Genomic DNA, 15,898 nt, shown 5'->3' on the forward strand with positions numbered 1-15,898 from the left:
AGCACAATATATCCATAATTGCTACTCAAAAACACCATTTACATGCCTACATACTGGACGCAAAATCGCCGCTTTTTTCAACAAAGCCAAATACTTACCTGACTCTGTCAGGGGTAACTTCGGCCTAAGCATTGCCCGGAACATACCTCCGGACCATTGGCAGGCGCGGCCTGCGGGCATATAATAAGCAAGCGCTCACACATGAACATCGAACCGGAGGATGCGCATGTTCGATATCATGATGCTGCTGGGCAGCCTGCAGCCGCAGAAGACGATTCCGGCGCGCATCACCTGCGCCTGGGCGGCGTTCCCCGACGAGAGGGTGCGCGGCTACATGGCCACGGCGCTGCACATCGTGGAGCGCGTGAACCTGCGGCTGGGCAACCTGCTGGCTGCGGCCGACGCCGAGGCGCGCTGGAACGCGCCCGAAGCGCCCGAGCAGTTCTGGTTCGGCAGCTTCTCGCGGATCAAGGCCGCGAAGGTGCAGCGCACGTTCCGCGGCATCCCCCGCCACCTCGCCAGCCCGCAGCTGAAGGTGGTATGCGACGCCGGCTTCGGGTCCTACGGCGAGGCGCGGCCGGGCATCCTGCGCATCCGGCTCGGGCATCTCTGGCACGATCCCGACGTCCCCGAAAAGGATGCCGAGCGGGTGCAGACCTTCGTGCACGAGGCGGCGCATATCTGCGGCCGGTTCTCGATCGCCGAGGGCAGCTTCTACGGCCGCGACGACGCCCACAGCCTGACGCGCTGGCGCATGCGCGCCACCCGCAACGCCGACAACTACGGCTACTACGCGATCGACGCGATCGACGCGATCGACCATCCGACGGCCGGGTAGCGCGGGAAAACCCACAATCGCCGCGTTCCTGCCTCACGGCCGACGCCGCTTCAGGCACGCGCGCCGCGGCCCCGGCCGGCCGGCTGACACACCGCCGGCGGCGGGCGCCGCATAGACGCGACGGCGGCTGCCCTGGCGTGACGGCAGGGCAATGACGGGATTGCCTTTTGCGCCCGCATCATCGACATTAGCGGGCAATGATCACGCGTCGCGCAATGCTTGGGGGCATGGGGTGCGGCCTGGCAATGCCGGGCCTGGCCGGTTGCGGCGCACGACAGGCGGCGTATCGCCGCCCCGACAGCGCCCAGGCGCCGGCGCGGCCGGCCCCGTCCGGCCTGGACGCGGTGATCGACATCAGCCACATGGTCGACGTCTCCGATTTCGGGCTGGCCCGCCGCCATAGCGACATCGAGGCGGTGATCCACAAATCGAGCGAAGGCGGCGACTGGTTCGACCCCTCCTACGGCGCGCGCCGCGCCCAGGCCGAGGCGGCGGGCATGCTGTGGGGCGCCTACCATTACGGCACCCGCCAGTATTCCGGCGCCGACCAGGCGGCAGCGTTCCTGTCGGCGGCGCAGCCGGGGCCGTCGACCCTGCTGGCGCTGGACTTCGAGCTCAACGACCGCAACCCGCGCAACACCATGACCCTGGCCCAGGCCGAGACGTTCGTGCTGGCGGTGCAGCAGGCCACCGGCCGGCTGCCGATGGTCTATGTCCATCCCAACTGGGCCAACGGCGTGCCGCCGCCGGGCCACAGCGCGTCGCTGGCGCAGCCGATCATGCCGGGCTCGATCCTGGCGCGCTGCGAGCTGTGGCTGGCCGACTACCGCGACGAGCCCGAGGTGCCCATGGCCTGGGCCGACCGCGGCTGGCGCCTGTGGCAATACGTCGCCAACGAGAGCCCGGCCGACGCCGCCTACGGCACCGTGCCGCGCGCCGTGCAGGGCATCAGCCATTGCGACCGCAACCTGTTCGCCGGCAGCTCATCCGACCTGAACCGCTTCTGGCGCAGCGGCCGGATGGCGTGATCTCTTCACCTCTCCCGCGAGCGGGAGAGGTCGACGAACGCGCCAGCGTTCGGCGGGGGAGGGATTTCACGCGAGGCGCCTCGTCTCGACGCCCTCACCCTCCCATCGCGCTTTGCGCGATGGGCCCCTCCCTCTCCCGCGCAGCGGGAGAGGGGTCATGGCCGCGCTCTTGCCAGCAGGCGGCGGGCGCGCTCGACGACGGGCAGGTCGATCATCGCGCCCTCGAAGGCGGCGGCGCCCTGGCCGGCGGCCACGGCCTGCTCGAAGGCCGCGATCAGGCGGCGGGCGCGGTCGGCATCGGCGGCGCCGACGCCGTACGCCTCGTTGATGATCGGCACATGGGCGGGATGGATGCAGGCGGTGCAGGCAAAGCCCAGGCCGCGCGAGCGCCTGAGGCTGTCGCGGTAGCCCGCGAGGTCGGAGAAGTCGGCGAAGCGGCCGACCGAGCCCAGCGGCAGGATGCCGGCGCCGCGCGCCGCCGCCACCACCAGCATGGCGTAGACATAGAGCGCATCGCCGGTGGGCGAGCCGCCCAGCTCGGTCGACAGGTCCTCGGCGCCGATGCCCAGGGCCACGACGCGCGGGTCGGCGGCCGCGATCGCGCCCAGCGCCGGCAGCGCCTCGGGCGTCTCGATGATGGCGATGAAGCGCACGGCGCCGGGCGCCAGCCCCGACGCCGCCTCGCGCGCCGCCACCGCCTCCGACAGCAGCTTCACGTGCTCCGGCCCCATCACCTTGGGCAGCATCAGCGCCGCCACGCCCGGCATCACCGCGGCGGCGATGTCGGCCACCGCCAGCTCCAGCGGCCGGTTGATGCGCACCACCACGTCGGCGCCGCCCTGGCTGACCGTGGGCACGGCCGCCGGCAGGGCGCGGCGCGCCGCGTCCTTCTCAGCCGGCGCCACCGAGTCCTCGAGGTCCAGGATGATGGCATCGGCGCCGCGGGTATGCGCCTTGGCGATGAAGTTGTCCTTGGTCGCCGGCACGAACATCAGCGAGCGCCAGGTCGGCAGGTCGGGGCGGACGGGCATGGGTATGGCCTCGGGGGTGGGTGTGCCACACCTGTGGTGCATCTTCACCTCTCCCGCAAGCGGGAGAGGTCGGCGCGAAGCGCCGGGTAAGGGCTTCACGCACAGCACCTCGTGTGAAGCCCTCACCTTCCCATCACGCTACGCGCGATGGGCCCCTTCCTCTCCCGCTTGCGGGAGAGGAGATCAATCACGGGCGGCGCCTGAGGCGAGCAGGCGGTCGATGTCCGAGTCGGCGTAGCCGAGCTCGGCCAGCACGGCGCGGGTGTGCTCGCCCAGCAGGGGAGCGTGCGCCTCGTCGTCGCGGTTGCCGCCGGAGAAGATGTTGGCGACCCGGGTGCGGCGCAGGCGGCCCTGGCTGGGATGGTCCTCGGCGCGGAAGAAGCCCGTATCGGCCAGGTGCGGGTCCTCGAGCAGGTCGTCGATCGAGTTGTAGCGCGCCGCCGGCACGTCCAGCTTCGCGAAGATCGCCAGCCACTCGGCGGTGGTCTTCTGCGCCAGGCCCTGCTTGCGCACCTCGAAGTACGCGGCCGCGTGCGCGGTGCGCGCAGCGGCGCTGGCGAAGCGCGGATCGGCCTTCAGCTCGGGCCGGCCGACGGCGTCGAAGAAGGCGAAAGCCTGGACGTTGGTGTTGGGCCCGACGGTGATGTAGCCGTCGCGCGTCGGCAGCGGCCGGTAGTCGGGGCTCAGCAGGCGGTTGTCGCCGCTGGGGCCGACCGGCGGATCGAAGGTGGCGGCGCCCAGGTGCTCGCTCAGCACGAACGAGGCCATGTTCTCGAACATCGGCACGTCGATGGCCTCGCCGCGGCCGGTCTTCTCGCGGCGGTAGAGCGCGAAGCCGATGCATTGCGCCGCGATCAGGCCGGTGGTGTGGTCGGTCATCACCATGGGCACGAAGCGCGGCTCGCCCGTGGCGCGCGCGAAGGTGCCGGCGACGCCCGACAGGCTCTGCACGATGGGATCGTAGGCCGGGCGGTTGAAGTAGCGCCCGCCGCGGCCGAAGGCGAGGATCGAGCAGTGGATCAGGCGCGGGTGGCCGGGCGCCAGGCTCGGATAGTCGAGGCCGGCGCGCGCCAGGGCCTCGGGCCGGATGTTGCTCACGAAGACGTCGGCGCCCGATATCAGGCGGCGCATGGCGTCCATGCCGCCTTCCTGCTTCAGGTCGAGGCAGACCGAGCGCTTGTTGCGGTTGAAGTTGATGAACTTGCCGGACATGCCGGGATGGCGGCTGCCCTGCGCCATGGTGCGCAGGAGGTCGCCGCCGGGCGCCTCGACCTTGATCACGTCGGCGCCCTGGTCGGCCAGCGTGCGGGTGCAGATCGGGCCCACCACCACCGTGGTGAGGTCGACCACGCGCACGCCCTCGAGCGGACCGCCGCTCATGGGAGTCCTCCCGCGCGCAGAGTCGCGGGTTGAGGCATCGCAGGAAGATTTACCACAGAGGCACAGAGGGCACGGAGGAACACAGAGAAAGACCGGTCGCGCGCCGTCGGCGCGCAATCTTCTCTTGTCTCTGTGTTCCTCTGTACCCTCTGTACTACTGACCTCAAGAATCTCCGCGAGCCGCGGTGATTTGGATAGCCTTCATGGTGAGCACAGGTGAATGCGAAGCATTCACCGAGTCGAACCATGAAGGCCTCGCACGGCCAGTGGTGCGGCGCTTCATGGTTCGACAGGCTCACCATGAAGCGCTTCCCCCACCAAGTGGTTGCGGCCAAAGGGCTGCGCTGTGCCTCTGTGGTGAAGCCTTCCTCTTTCATCACGCGAGCTCCAGGTCCATCTCGCCGCAGAGATGGCCGGCCTTGTCGGCGGCCCAGACCTTCATGCGGCCGTCCTTGGCATCGGCGCCGCGGATGGTGAGCGGATCGCCGACCCACAGCGGATAGGTCAGGCGCGCCGTGAGCCCGCGCAGCGGCGTGGGCGCGCGCTTCAGCGCGGCGTCGATCATCAGCTGCATGGTGAGCCCGCCATTGTGCACGGTGTGCTCGTAGCCCTCGACGCCGCGGGCGTAGTCGGCGTCGTAGTGGATGCGGTGCGCATTCCAGGTGATCGCCGAGTAGCGGAACACCAGCGTCTCCGACAGCAGCACGGTGTCCTGCCAGGCGTGGCCGGCGGGCGCCGATGCCGGCACGGTGGCGGTGGTCTTCTGCCCCGGCGGCGTCGCCTCGCGGTAGATCGCGTCGAACTCGTCGACCGCCAGCACCTGGCCGCCCTGCTCGATGGTGTTGCGCAGGGTGAGCACGAAGATGTTCCCGGAGCGGCCGCTCTTGGGCACGATGTCGACGACCTCCGACTTGCGCAGCGCCGGCTGCCCGATGCGCAGGCCGCCCATCAGCTGCAGCCGCCTGCCGGCGCCCATGCGGCGCGGCATCGGGATCGGCGGCAGCACGACGCCGCCCTTGGCGTGGCCGTCCTCGCGCAGCTCCGACTGGCGCGCGATGTCGACGAAGAACATCGAGAACCAGTGCGCCGGCAGCGCCATGCCGGCCTTGAACGAGTCGGGATCGCGGTCGAGCATCGAGGCGACGCGGCGCACCATGGGCAGCGCGATGTCGTCCTCGATCACGCGCACGCGCCCGATCCACGGGCGCAGGATGGTCATGGCGTCGTCGAGAGAAGTTGTCATCCTGGATCCTTGTCGTGTTCGGGGAGGGTCATACCACGCAGCCGTAATGCGCGGACGAGACCAGGCGGATGTATTTGTGGTGCACCGAGCCGGGCCGCACGCGCGCCGACAGATCGGGCGCGCGCCAGCTGGCCATGCGGCGTGCGATCTCGTCGTCGGGAACGTCGAGCGTCAGGGTGCGCGCCTGCGGGTCGATGACGATGGTGTCGCCGTCGCGCACCGCCGCGAGCGGGCCGCCGCGCGCCGCCTCGGGCGAGATGTGGCCGATCAGGATGCCGTGCGAGACGCCGGAGAAGCGGCCGTCGGTGATCAGCGCCACGTCGACGCCCAGGCCGCGGCCCTGCAGCTGGATGGTCAGCATCACCATCTCGGGCATGCCCGGCCCGCCTACCGGGCCGACATTGCGCACCACCACGACGGTGCCGGGCACGATCGCGCCGGCGCGGATCGCGGCCATGGTGTCGGCTTCCGAGTCGAAGACCCGCGCCGTGCCGCGGAATTGGCCCTTCTCCAGCGTCTTGCCGGACAGCTTCAGCACGCAGCTTTCCGGCGCCAGGTTGCCCTTCAGCACGCTGATATGGTGGTTGGGCGGCGCGATCGGCCGCGCCACCGGCAGGACGATGTCCTGCGGCGCCATCTCGTCCAGCGTCGGCACCGCCGCGAGGTTCTCCGCCAGCGTCCGGCCGGTCACGGTGAGCGCATCGCCGTGCAGCAGGCCGTGGCGCAGCAGCTCCTTCATCACCACGGGCACGCCGCCGATCGCGTGCAGGCTGGTCATGGCATAGGGGCCGTGCGGCTGCAGGTTGGCCAGCAGCGGGATGCGCTCGCCCACCTGCTGGATGCGCTCGATGGTGATCGGCACCTGGGCCTCGCGCGCGATGGCCAGCAGGTGCAGGTACATGTTGGTCGAGCCGCCCATGGCGTAGACCGTGGTGATCGCGTTCTCGAAGGCGCGCTCGGTCATGATGTCGCGCGGCCGGATGCCCGATGCGATCAGCCGGTACAGCGCCTCGACCGAGGCGCGCGCCTGGGCCCGCACGTCGTCGTGGATGTCGCTCTGGGCGTCATAGTCGGCCGGGTGCGAAGCGCCGTGCGGCAGCATCATGCCGATCGCCTCGGCGATGGTGCTCATGGTGTTGGCCGTGAACATCGCGCCGCAGGTGCCGCTGCCGGGCATCACGTTGCGCTCGAGCTCCGACAGCTCGGCGGCCGAGATGCGGCCGGCCTCGCACGCCGCCCGGCCCTCGGCATAGTCCATGATCGTGAGGTTGGCGCCCTTGCGCACCCAGGGCTCGAACGCGACCTTCCCGGGCGAGCTGGTGCCGGGATACAGCACCAGCCCGAAGGCGTTGGTGCGCGCCAGCGGCATCAGCGCCGCGGCGCCGGTCTTGTCGCAGCCGGAGATCACGATCATGGCGTCGCCGTGATGCGCGTAGTGGCCGATCTCGACGCAATCGGCGACCACGTCGCGCGACACCAGGCTGTAGCCGGCCGTGGGCGTGCCCTGGGTCAGGGCGTCCGACACCGCCGGGGCGCCGACGATCAGCCCCTGCCCGCCCCGCTCGGCGATAGTGTCGACCAGCAGCTCGCTGATGCGGCGCACGCGGTTGTTGCAGCGATGCGCGTTGGTGTAGGCGGCGGCGATCGTCACCACGGCGCTGGCCTGGGCCGCGCGGTCGGGATCGAAGCCGGCCGCGCGCACTTCCACCCGCGACTTCTTCCAGTAGGTGCTGCTGTCTTGCGTCATGGACCATCCGCCCGTCTTGCCTTGCGGGCATTACGACAACGCCCGTTCCCGGAATGCAAGCCCTGCGCTTGTGAGCGTCGGCAATTCGCGGCAAAGATGGCGCACGTACATCGGGAGATCGACATGGACGGCGACGCCAAGGCTACAGGACTGGAACTGCGCTCCCTCATCCGCAAGAGCGGCGCGCTCGAGCTATCGCTGGCGAAGGTCGCCGTGCCCGAGCCGGGCCCCGACCAGGTCGTGGTGCAGGTGCAGGCCACGCCGATCAACCCGTCGGATCTCGGCCTGCTGCTGGGCCCGGCCGACATGAGCACGGCGACGTCCAGCGGCAGCGGCGCGGGCATCGTGGTGAGCGCCAAGGTGCCGGCGGCGTCCCTGCCCTTCCTGGCGGCACGGCTGGACCAGGCCATGCCCGTGGGCAACGAGGGCGCCGGCACCGTGATCGCGGCCGGCAGCGCGGAGGCGGCGCAGGCGCTGCGCGGCAAGACGGTGTCGATGATCGGCGGCGCGATGTACGCGCAGTACCGCCTGATCAAGGCCAGCGACTGCCAGGAGCTGCCGGCCGGCACGACACCGGCCGAAGGCGCGTCATGGTTCGTCAATCCGCTGACCGCGCTGGGCATGACCGAGACCATGCGGCGCGAGGGCCACAAGGCGCTGGTGCACACCGCCGCGGCCTCGAACCTGGGCCAGATGCTCAACCGGATCTGCCTGGAGGACGGCATCGGCCTGGTCAACATCGTGCGCAGCGCGGCGCAGGCCAAGACCCTGCGCGACATCGGCGCCAGGCATGTCTGCGATTCCACGTCGCCCAGCTTCGTCGAAGATCTCACGCAGGCCCTGGTCGACACCGGCGCGACCATCGCCTTCGACGCCATCGGCGGCGGCACGCTGGCGAGCCAGATCCTGACCTGCATGGAGATGGCGCTCAACAAGAGCGCCGCCGGCTACAGCCGCTACGGCTCGAGCACGCACAAGCAGGTCTACATCTACGGCAGCCTCAACACCGCGCCGACCGAGCTCGTGCGCGCCTATGGCATGGCCTGGTCGGTGGGCGGCTGGCTGCTGACGCCGTTCCTGCAGAAGATCGGCCGCGCCGAGCAGCAGCGGCTGCGCCAGCGCGTGGTGGCCGGGCTGAAGACCACGTTCGCCAGCCACTACACCCGGGTCGTGTCGCTGCAAGAGGCGCTGCAGCTCGACAACATCGCCGCCTATGCCAAGCGCGCCACCGGCGAGAAGTTCCTGATCGATCCCAGCAAGGCCTGACAATACGGGATTGCGCCGCAGCGAGGGGTCCGGGCATCCCCTGGATCCCTCGCTTGCATTCGGGGCGACAGGAGCCGTCACGACAACGTCATCCAGCGGAGCCGCTTTCGGAGTAGGCTCCCCTTCCGTCGTCAGGGGGAAGCAGAGACATGAATGCGATCAGCCTTGCCTTCACGCCGCGCTATGTTGTGCTCACGCTCTGCGTGCTGGTGGCCGTCGTCTGCCTGGTGCTGTCGTTCGTCTATTCCGGGTTCCTGATCCCGTTCGTGATCGCGGCGGCGCTGGTCGGCCTGGGCGCGCACGACCTGCTGCAGACCAGGCACAGCATCCTGCGCAACTACCCGATCGCGGCCCGTATCCGCTTCCTGCTCGAGGAGATCCGGCCCGAGATCCGCCAGTACTTCCTGGAGAGCGACACCGACGGCGCGCCCTTCAGCCGCGACCAGCGCTCGATCGTCTACCAGCGCGCCAAGGGCCAGCTCGACAAGAAGCCGTTCGGCACCCAGCTCGACGTCTACGGCACGCCGTTCGAATGGCTGAGCCACTCGATCGCCGCGCGCCGCCCCTCGAAAGGGCCGTTCCGGGTCACCATCGGCGGGCCGGACTGCAAGCAGCCCTACTCGGCCTCGGTGTTCAACATCTCGGCGATGAGCTTCGGCGCATTGTCGGCCAACGCCGTGCGGGCGCTGAACAAGGGCGCCAAGAAGGGCGGCTTCGCCCACGACACCGGCGAAGGCGGCTTCAGCCCCTATCACCGCGAATATGGCGGCGACATCATCTGGGAGATCGGCAGCGGCTATTTCGGCTGCCGCAACCCCGACGGCACGTTCAGCGCCGAGCGCTTCAGCGAGACCGTGGCCAATCCGCAGATCAAGATGGTCGAGATCAAGCTGTCGCAGGGCGCCAAGCCCGGCCATGGCGGCGTGCTGCCCGGCGCCAAGGTCTCGGCCGAGATCGCCGCCACGCGCGGCGTGCCGCAGGGCGTCGACTGCATCTCGCCGCCCAGCCATTCGGCGTTCTCGACGCCGCTGGAGCTGATGCAGTTCATCGCCCGCCTGCGCGAGCTCAGCGGCGGGCGGCCGGTCGGCTTCAAGCTCTGCGTCGGCCATCCCTGGGAATTCCTCGGCATCTGCAAGGCGATGCTGGAGAGCGGCATCTATCCCGACTTCATCGTCGTCGACGGCACCGAAGGCGGCACCGGCGCCGCCCCGCTGGAATTCATCGACCATGTCGGCATGCCGCTGCGCGATGGCCTGATGTTCGTGCACAACGCCCTGGTCGGGCTCGGCATCCGCGACCGCATCCGCGTCGGCGCCAGCGGCAAGATCACCACGGCGTTCGACCTGGCACGCGCCCTGGCGCTGGGCGCCGACTGGTGCAACGCCGCGCGCGGCTTCATGTTCGCGCTGGGCTGCATCCAGTCGCAGAGCTGCCACACCGACCGCTGCCCGGTCGGCGTCACCTCGCAGGATCCGCTGCGCATGCGCGCGCTGGTCGTGCCCGACAAGGCCGAGCGCGTCTACCGCTTCCACCGCTCGACCCTGAAGGCGCTGGCCGAGGTGGTGGCCGCCGCCGGGCTGGAGCATCCGAAGGATCTGCAGCCGCGCCATTTCTCCCAGCGCGTCGCGCCCAACCTGGTGCAGCGCTTCGACCAGATCTACCGCTTCGTCAAGCCCGGCGAGCTGCTGGCCGGCACCGACGATCCGCGCTTCGCCGATGCCTGGCGCACGGCGCGCGCCGACAGCTTCGCGCCGGGGTGACCTCTGTCATCCCGAGCGCAGCGAGGGATCTCCCGCGAATGGCCGCACGGTGCTTCTTTCGCGGGAGATCCCTCGCTGCGCTCGGGATGACGGCGGTGGTGATATAAACATCGAACGTTCCGGAGGACGCCATGAAGGTCACGATCCTCGACGACTATCACGACACGCTGCGCACGCTCGATTGCTTCAGCAAGCTGGCCGGCCATGATGTCACGATCTGGAACGACCATCTGCAGGACGTCGAGCCGCTGGCGGCGCGCCTGCGCGACACCGAGGCGCTGGTGCTGATCCGCGAGCGCACGCAGATCCGCAGCACCCTGCTGGAGCGCCTGCCCAGGCTGCGGCTGATCAGCCAGCGCAGCGTCTATCCGCATATCGACATCGATGCCTGCACGCGGCTGGGCGTGATCGTGTCGTCGAACCTGCATGCCGGCACGCCCTCCTACGCCACCGCCGAGCTGACCTGGGGGCTGGTGCTGGCGGCGATGCGCCAGATCCCGCAGCAGATGGCGTCGCTGAAGGCCGGCACCTGGCAGACCGGCGTCGGCAGCACCGTGCGCGGCAAGACGCTGGGCATCTACGGCTACGGCCGCATCGGCAAGGTGGTGGCCGAATACGGCAAGGCGTTCGGCATGAACGTGCTGGTGTGGGCGCGGCCTGATTCGCTCGCCAAAGCCCGGGCCGATGGCTGGCCGGTGGCGGCCAGCAAGGCGGAATTCTTCGAACGCTGCGACGTGATCTCGCTGCACATGCGCCTGGTCGAGGCGACGCGCGGCATCGTCACCGCCGAGGACCTGGCGCGCATGAAGCCGACGGCGCTGCTGGTCAACACCAGCCGCGCGCCGCTGGTCGCGCCCGGCGCGCTGGCCGCGGCGCTGCGCGCCGGCCGCCCGGGCATGGCCGCGGTCGACGTCTTCGAGGAAGAGCCGGTGCGCGATCCGGCGCATCCGCTGCTGGCGCTCGACAATGTCGTGGCCACGCCGCATATCGGCTACGTCTCGCGCGAGGAGTACGAGCTGCAGTTCGCCGACATCTTCGACCAGATCGTCGCCTACGCCGCGGGCACGCCCACCAACGTGGTGAACCCCGACGTGCTCGCGAAGACGTAACCGGTCGCGGAAGTAGCCGCGGTTCGCATATCGGTTCAGGAGGCTGTTCGTCAGGGGAGGCTGGCCATGACACGTTCACGTCCTGTCGTGCTTGCGGTCGCAGCTTGCTTCAGCGTCTCAGTGGCCACCGCCGTCGCGGCGCCGGATGACATTCCACCCGTCGCCCCTGAGAGCGGACCTTGGGATGCAGGCGACGGTTTCAAGTTCGACAAGAAGGAAAAGAAGAAGCGCAAGGCGTTAAGCGGAATCGCCTGCCCGGCGAACGCGTCGGGACAGCGTTTGTGCCTGGCCGTGTTCGACGAAGGCGGCGAAGCACGCTACCTGGTGATCAGGGATGGGGCGTACACCGTGGACAATGAACCGGTCGTCCTCGTTCCCGGCGATGTCGAACTGGACGCGGAAGCAGCCGCTACCGGAAGCGGCTTCTACTACGTCACCGGATCGCACAGCGCCAAGCGCAATGATTGCGACAACAATCCTGAAAGCAGGCGTGTCATCCGGTTCAGGGTGGATCCTGGCACAGGCCGGGCGCTACGAGCAGCAGGCCCCGGCGCAGAACTGGCGGGCTACGCCAGCACCGACAGGCTTTGGACCGTGATGGCAGCCGTCCCAGGGCTGAAGGATCATGTGGGCAATCATATGTGCCTCGGCACGCAGCCCCCAAAGGACGCGCCGCATCTGCCGGGCAAGCGCGGTGTCAACATCGAGGGCCTTGCGTTCATGGGCGGACGACTGTTCTTTGGCTTTCGCGGTCCGGCGATCGACGGCACCGCCCGGATCCTGGACGTCGACGCCGATGCACTGTTTGGCACGGCCGACCCTGGTCCGAAGCTGTCGACGATCTGGGTCGGCCCGGGCCGGGCTATCCGCGACCTGCATGCGGTACGCGACGGCATCCTCGTGCTCGCGGGCCCCGACGACGACGCGCAGAACAAGGACGTCCCCTGGATCGTGATGCGCTGGGACGGTCAGCACACGGGCAGTGCGACAGGCAAGCCGAAACCTCTGGCACGGCTTGTTCTGGATAGTGTCGTGAAGCGGCCCTGCGACGACGAGCTCAAGCCGGAAGCGATGGCGGTGGTCGACGACAAGCCCGGAGAGCCGTACCGCGTGATAATCTTCTCCGACGGCATGTGTGATGGCGGGCCGCTCGGCTTCTCGATTCGGCGGTGAGGGAGCGCCGGCGGCATTATGGTGAGGAAGGCGCCGGCGACGCCCCTTGGTGGCGCCAGCAGCACCTACGCCGAGCGCAGCCCGCTGCCGATCCTGTGAGGCACGACTCCATCATGCGCACGTTCGCCATCCTGCTGCTGCTCATGCTCAGCGCCAGACATGCCGCCGCCAGCGACGCGGCGGCATGGGCGGCGCTGCGGGCCGATGGCCATATCGCCCTGATGCGGCACGCCGATGCGCCCGGTGTCGCCGATCCGCCGGGCTTCCGGCTCGACGACTGCGCCACGCAGCGCAACCTCAGCGCCAAGGGCCGCGCCGATGCCGTAGCCGTGGGTGTCCGCCTCAAGGCCCAGGGAGCACGCCTGGGCCGCATCGTGAGCTCGCCCTGGTGCCGCTGCGTCGACACCGCGGCCCTGATGGATATCGGCCGAATCGAGATCGAGCCGACGTTCAGCAACGCCGTCGTGCTGAGCGACCGCCGGGCCGAGCTCGCTCAAGGCGCCCGCGACATCATGCGCGCCTGGAAGGGGCCGGGCGCGTTGCTCGCCGTCACCCACGGCGCCAACATCCAGGCCCTGATCGGCTACAATCCCGGTGCGGGCGAGATCGTCGTCGTGACGCCGCAAGCGGACGGCACGCTACGCGAGATCGGACGCCTGCCGGTGCCCCAACGCTGACACTGGAGACGTCATGTCCTTGCATCCCGATCTGAACGGCCGCGTGGCGCTGGTCACCGGCGCCTCGCGCGGCATCGGCAAGGCGATCGCGCTGACGCTGGCCGAGGCCGGCGCCGCCGTGGCGGTGAACTACCACAGCCGCGCCGCCGAGGCGCGGCGCGTGGTCGAGGCCATCGGCACCGGCGGCCGGCGCGCCATCGCCTGCGCGGCGGACGTCTCCGACAGCGGCGCCGTCGCCGCGATGGTGCGCCAGATCGAGGTCGAGCTCGGCGCCGTCGACGTGCTGGTCAACAACGCCGGCATCGGCATCGCGCGCGGGCTGGACGATCTCAGCGAAGCCGACTTCGACCGCACCATCGCGGTGAACCTGAAGTCGGCGTTCCTGTGCACCCAGGCGGTGCTGCCGGGCATGCGCGCCCGGCGCTGGGGCCGCATCGTCAACATCACCTCGGGCGCGGCGCGCGGCAGCGGCATCGTGGGCGTGCATTACAACGCCTCGAAGGCCGGCATGGAGGGATTGACGCGCGGCTACAGCACACGTGTCGTGAAGGACGGCATCACCGTCAACGCCGTGGCGCCGTCGCTGATCGAGACCGACATGATCGGCGGCCATCGCGAGGAGCGCGCCGCGCGCGTGCCGCTGGGCCGCCTGGGCACGCCCGAGGAAGTGGCGCAGGCCACGCTAATGGTGATCGGCAACGCCTACATGACAGGCCAGACAATACAGGTGAACGGTGGCATGCACTTCATTTGACAGGTCCGGCGCATGACCGCCTGGAAAGTTTCGGCTGTCGTGCCGGCGTCGGCCGTGGCGCGCTTCGATGCGGCATTGTCAGACATCCTGGTCGACGACACGCTGGTGGTCTCGACCGTCGAGACCTCGCGCGACGGTCCCTGGCGCAGCGAGGTGTTCGGCGCCGGCGACCTCGACGCCGCCTTGCGCGAGCGCCTCGCCGACGCGATCGCGGCCGCAGCGCAGGCGGCCGGCATCGCGCCGCCGCAGCACGCCGTCGAGATGCTGCCCGACACCGACTGGGTGGCGGAGAACCAGCGCTCGTTCCAGCCCTTCGCTGTCGGGCCGTTCTGGGTCCATCCCTCACATGAGCCGGGCCAGCCGCCGACCGGCGCCATCCCGCTGCGCATCGATGCCGGCCTGGCGTTCGGCACCGGCACGCATGCCACGACCCGCGGCTGCCTGGAGGCGATCGCCGCGCTCGACCCGGCCCGCGGCCGGCGCGCCATCGATGTCGGCTGCGGCAGCGGCATCCTGGCGATCGCGATGGCCAAGCTGTGGCGCCGGCCGATCCTGGGCAGCGACAACGATCCCGAGGCCGTGGCCGTGGCGCGCGAGAACGCCGGGCTCAATTCAGCCGCCGACCTGTGCACATTCCACGTCGCCGACGGCCTCGAATCGCCGGCGCTGGCCGAGGCGTCGCCTTTCGACCTGATCGTGGCCAACATCCTGGCGCAGCCCCTGATCGACCTGGCGCCCGCCTTCGCCCGCGCCACGGCGCCGGGCGCGACGCTGATTCTGGCCGGACTGCTGGCCGAGCAGGAGGACGAGGTCTGCGCCGCCTACGCGCCGCTCGGCTTCCCGCGCATCGCCCGTGTCGAGCACGAGACCGGCGGCGCGGCCTGGCCGACCCTGACCCTGCGCCGCGGCGGCTGAAACAAGGGAACTGCTCGCGGCGCTGGAAGTAGGTATGGCTTGTCATCCCGAGCGCTGCGAGGGATCTCCTGCGGCGAGGCGCACGGTGCGCCATTCGCGGGAGATCCCTCGCTGCGCTCGGGATGACGGAAAGGACGGCAGGAGGGCCAACTCCACTGACCGGGACACCCCAAAGACAACGATCGGGGACGGCCCCCAAAGAAAACGGCCGGCGGGGGTGCCGCCGGCCGTGGAGGTTGAGGGAGACAGACTGAAAGACGTTCAGGCGACCCGGTTCACCACGTCGTCGTTGAAGGACGACGCCGCGGACGAGCGGTTCAGCGCGCGCGGCATAAAACCGCTGGCGCTCGACACCGCGGCGCGGATCTCGCTGCGGCTGATGCCGATATCGGCCAGCATCCGGTTATCCAGCGCGGCCAGTTCGGCCATGGCCTGGCGGCGGCGGTTGGCCGCCCGGATCGAGGCGATGAGCTTGGCCAGACCACTGCCGATCCAGGTGCCAACGGTCGCGGCGCGGTCGTGTCGCGCCAGATGTTCGACCGTAGCCCGGTCCGCATGGGCCTGGGTGGACCCGAAGCCCGCACCGGCCGGCGCGACTCCGCTTGCCGTTGCCTGAGTGACGGTAAGCTTCTGGGACTGCATGAGAAGGGTACTCCTGTTCGATGATTGCCGCCGACGATACGCTGCCGTCGACGCACGACCCATGTCGCACTGCACAATATGGTTGCTACAGCGCAGCATTTAAGCGCAAGTTTCCCGAGTCAGCTATGCATTTAGCTCATGGATTGATCATTTTTGGGACGCAATTGGGCTCGTACGCAATAAAGGGCATGTATAATTTCTGCATCGACACGAATATGATGCAAACCCATGTTGGACCGGCACATATCGAGCTGGTGCAGTCTTGAATCCAAGGTCGTTGACGACGCACTGCAGCAAAGTCACGAATAGACCCATGACCCGTTCCATTCGGCCCG

General features: G+C 69.3%; 13 protein-coding genes and 1 pseudogene. 9 read left to right on the forward strand and 5 right to left on the reverse strand.

What is annotated here, in order from left to right:
- Positions 1-226 precede the first annotated feature (226 nt).
- Positions 227-838, forward strand: coding sequence for a M35 family metallo-endopeptidase (locus FHP25_RS20350; RefSeq protein WP_178133656.1), 612 nt, complete (start codon positions 227-229; stop codon positions 836-838).
- Positions 839-1,083: 245 nt separating this feature from the next.
- A complete protein-coding gene (locus FHP25_RS20355) occupies positions 1,084-1,866 on the forward strand; it encodes a glycoside hydrolase family 25 protein (protein WP_231712409.1) in 783 nt (260 codons plus the stop codon).
- Positions 1,867-2,021: 155 nt separating this feature from the next.
- On the opposite strand, the gene FHP25_RS20360 is transcribed toward FHP25_RS20355, so the two are convergent.
- The 4 genes from FHP25_RS20360 to FHP25_RS20375 form a co-directional block, all read right to left on the reverse strand.
- Positions 2,022-2,897, reverse strand: coding sequence for an HpcH/HpaI aldolase/citrate lyase family protein (locus FHP25_RS20360; RefSeq protein WP_147848801.1), 876 nt, complete (start codon positions 2,895-2,897; stop codon positions 2,022-2,024).
- A 183-nt stretch (positions 2,898-3,080) separates the two neighbouring features.
- Positions 3,081-4,277 (reverse strand): CaiB/BaiF CoA transferase family protein, encoded by a 1,197-nt coding sequence (locus FHP25_RS20365; RefSeq protein WP_147848802.1) that lies wholly within the window; start codon positions 4,275-4,277, stop codon positions 3,081-3,083.
- Positions 4,278-4,653: 376 nt separating this feature from the next.
- Positions 4,654-5,520, reverse strand: a complete 867-nt coding sequence (locus tag FHP25_RS20370; protein WP_147848803.1) for a hypothetical protein — start codon at positions 5,518-5,520, stop codon at positions 4,654-4,656.
- 28 nt (positions 5,521-5,548) lie between these two features.
- Positions 5,549-7,267, reverse strand: a complete 1,719-nt coding sequence (locus FHP25_RS20375) for a dihydroxy-acid dehydratase domain-containing protein (protein ID WP_147848804.1) — start codon at positions 7,265-7,267, stop codon at positions 5,549-5,551.
- Positions 7,268-7,390: 123 nt separating this feature from the next.
- Here FHP25_RS20375 and FHP25_RS20380 point away from each other — a divergent pair, with 123 nt between their 5' ends.
- From FHP25_RS20380 to FHP25_RS20410, 7 genes are all read left to right on the forward strand, one after another.
- A complete protein-coding gene (locus FHP25_RS20380; protein WP_147848805.1) occupies positions 7,391-8,533 on the forward strand; it encodes a zinc-binding dehydrogenase in 1,143 nt (380 codons plus the stop codon).
- A gap of 149 nt (positions 8,534-8,682) precedes the next feature.
- Positions 8,683-10,293, forward strand: a complete 1,611-nt coding sequence (locus FHP25_RS20385; protein ID WP_147848806.1) for an FMN-binding glutamate synthase family protein — start codon at positions 8,683-8,685, stop codon at positions 10,291-10,293.
- A gap of 131 nt (positions 10,294-10,424) precedes the next feature.
- Complete coding sequence (locus tag FHP25_RS20390; RefSeq protein WP_147848807.1) at positions 10,425-11,402, forward strand: D-2-hydroxyacid dehydrogenase family protein; 978 nt, start codon at positions 10,425-10,427, stop codon at positions 11,400-11,402.
- Positions 11,403-11,468: 66 nt separating this feature from the next.
- Positions 11,469-12,575, forward strand: coding sequence for a DUF3616 domain-containing protein (locus FHP25_RS20395; RefSeq protein WP_147848808.1), 1,107 nt, complete (start codon positions 11,469-11,471; stop codon positions 12,573-12,575).
- Between the two features lie 113 nt (positions 12,576-12,688).
- Complete coding sequence (locus tag FHP25_RS20400) at positions 12,689-13,252, forward strand: histidine phosphatase family protein (RefSeq protein ID WP_147848809.1); 564 nt, start codon at positions 12,689-12,691, stop codon at positions 13,250-13,252.
- A 13-nt stretch (positions 13,253-13,265) separates the two neighbouring features.
- Positions 13,266-14,006, forward strand: coding sequence for an SDR family NAD(P)-dependent oxidoreductase (locus FHP25_RS20405; protein ID WP_147848810.1), 741 nt, complete (start codon positions 13,266-13,268; stop codon positions 14,004-14,006).
- Positions 14,007-14,018: 12 nt separating this feature from the next.
- A complete protein-coding gene (locus FHP25_RS20410) occupies positions 14,019-14,921 on the forward strand; it encodes a 50S ribosomal protein L11 methyltransferase (RefSeq protein ID WP_147848811.1) in 903 nt (300 codons plus the stop codon).
- A 351-nt stretch (positions 14,922-15,272) separates the two neighbouring features.
- Here the strand turns inward: FHP25_RS20410 and FHP25_RS42645 are convergent.
- A pseudogene (locus FHP25_RS42645) lies at positions 15,273-15,662 on the reverse strand (DUF1127 domain-containing protein); the annotation flags it as partial.
- Positions 15,663-15,898 lie beyond the last annotated feature (236 nt).

The organism is Vineibacter terrae, assembly GCF_008039615.1.
GTDB lineage: Bacteria > Pseudomonadota > Alphaproteobacteria > Reyranellales > Reyranellaceae > Vineibacter > Vineibacter terrae.

What these genes read in the sequence shown, in the direction of transcription:
- FHP25_RS20350 (WP_178133656.1), top strand. Translation starts at nt 227, where the DNA reads ATGTTCGATATCATGATGCTGCTGGGCAGCCTGCAGCCGCAGAAGACG.
- FHP25_RS20355 (WP_231712409.1), top strand. Translation starts at nt 1,084, where the DNA reads ATGCCGGGCCTGGCCGGTTGCGGCGCACGACAGGCGGCGTATCGCCGC.
- FHP25_RS20360 (WP_147848801.1), bottom strand. Translation starts at nt 2,897, where the DNA reads ATGCCCGTCCGCCCCGACCTGCCGACCTGGCGCTCGCTGATGTTCGTG.
- FHP25_RS20365 (WP_147848802.1), bottom strand. Translation starts at nt 4,277, where the DNA reads ATGAGCGGCGGTCCGCTCGAGGGCGTGCGCGTGGTCGACCTCACCACG.
- FHP25_RS20370 (WP_147848803.1), bottom strand. Translation starts at nt 5,520, where the DNA reads ATGACAACTTCTCTCGACGACGCCATGACCATCCTGCGCCCGTGGATC.
- FHP25_RS20375 (WP_147848804.1), bottom strand. Translation starts at nt 7,267, where the DNA reads ATGACGCAAGACAGCAGCACCTACTGGAAGAAGTCGCGGGTGGAAGTG.
- FHP25_RS20380 (WP_147848805.1), top strand. Translation starts at nt 7,391, where the DNA reads ATGGACGGCGACGCCAAGGCTACAGGACTGGAACTGCGCTCCCTCATC.
- FHP25_RS20385 (WP_147848806.1), top strand. Translation starts at nt 8,683, where the DNA reads ATGAATGCGATCAGCCTTGCCTTCACGCCGCGCTATGTTGTGCTCACG.
- FHP25_RS20390 (WP_147848807.1), top strand. Translation starts at nt 10,425, where the DNA reads ATGAAGGTCACGATCCTCGACGACTATCACGACACGCTGCGCACGCTC.
- FHP25_RS20395 (WP_147848808.1), top strand. Translation starts at nt 11,469, where the DNA reads ATGACACGTTCACGTCCTGTCGTGCTTGCGGTCGCAGCTTGCTTCAGC.
- FHP25_RS20400 (WP_147848809.1), top strand. Translation starts at nt 12,689, where the DNA reads ATGCGCACGTTCGCCATCCTGCTGCTGCTCATGCTCAGCGCCAGACAT.
- FHP25_RS20405 (WP_147848810.1), top strand. Translation starts at nt 13,266, where the DNA reads ATGTCCTTGCATCCCGATCTGAACGGCCGCGTGGCGCTGGTCACCGGC.
- FHP25_RS20410 (WP_147848811.1), top strand. Translation starts at nt 14,019, where the DNA reads ATGACCGCCTGGAAAGTTTCGGCTGTCGTGCCGGCGTCGGCCGTGGCG.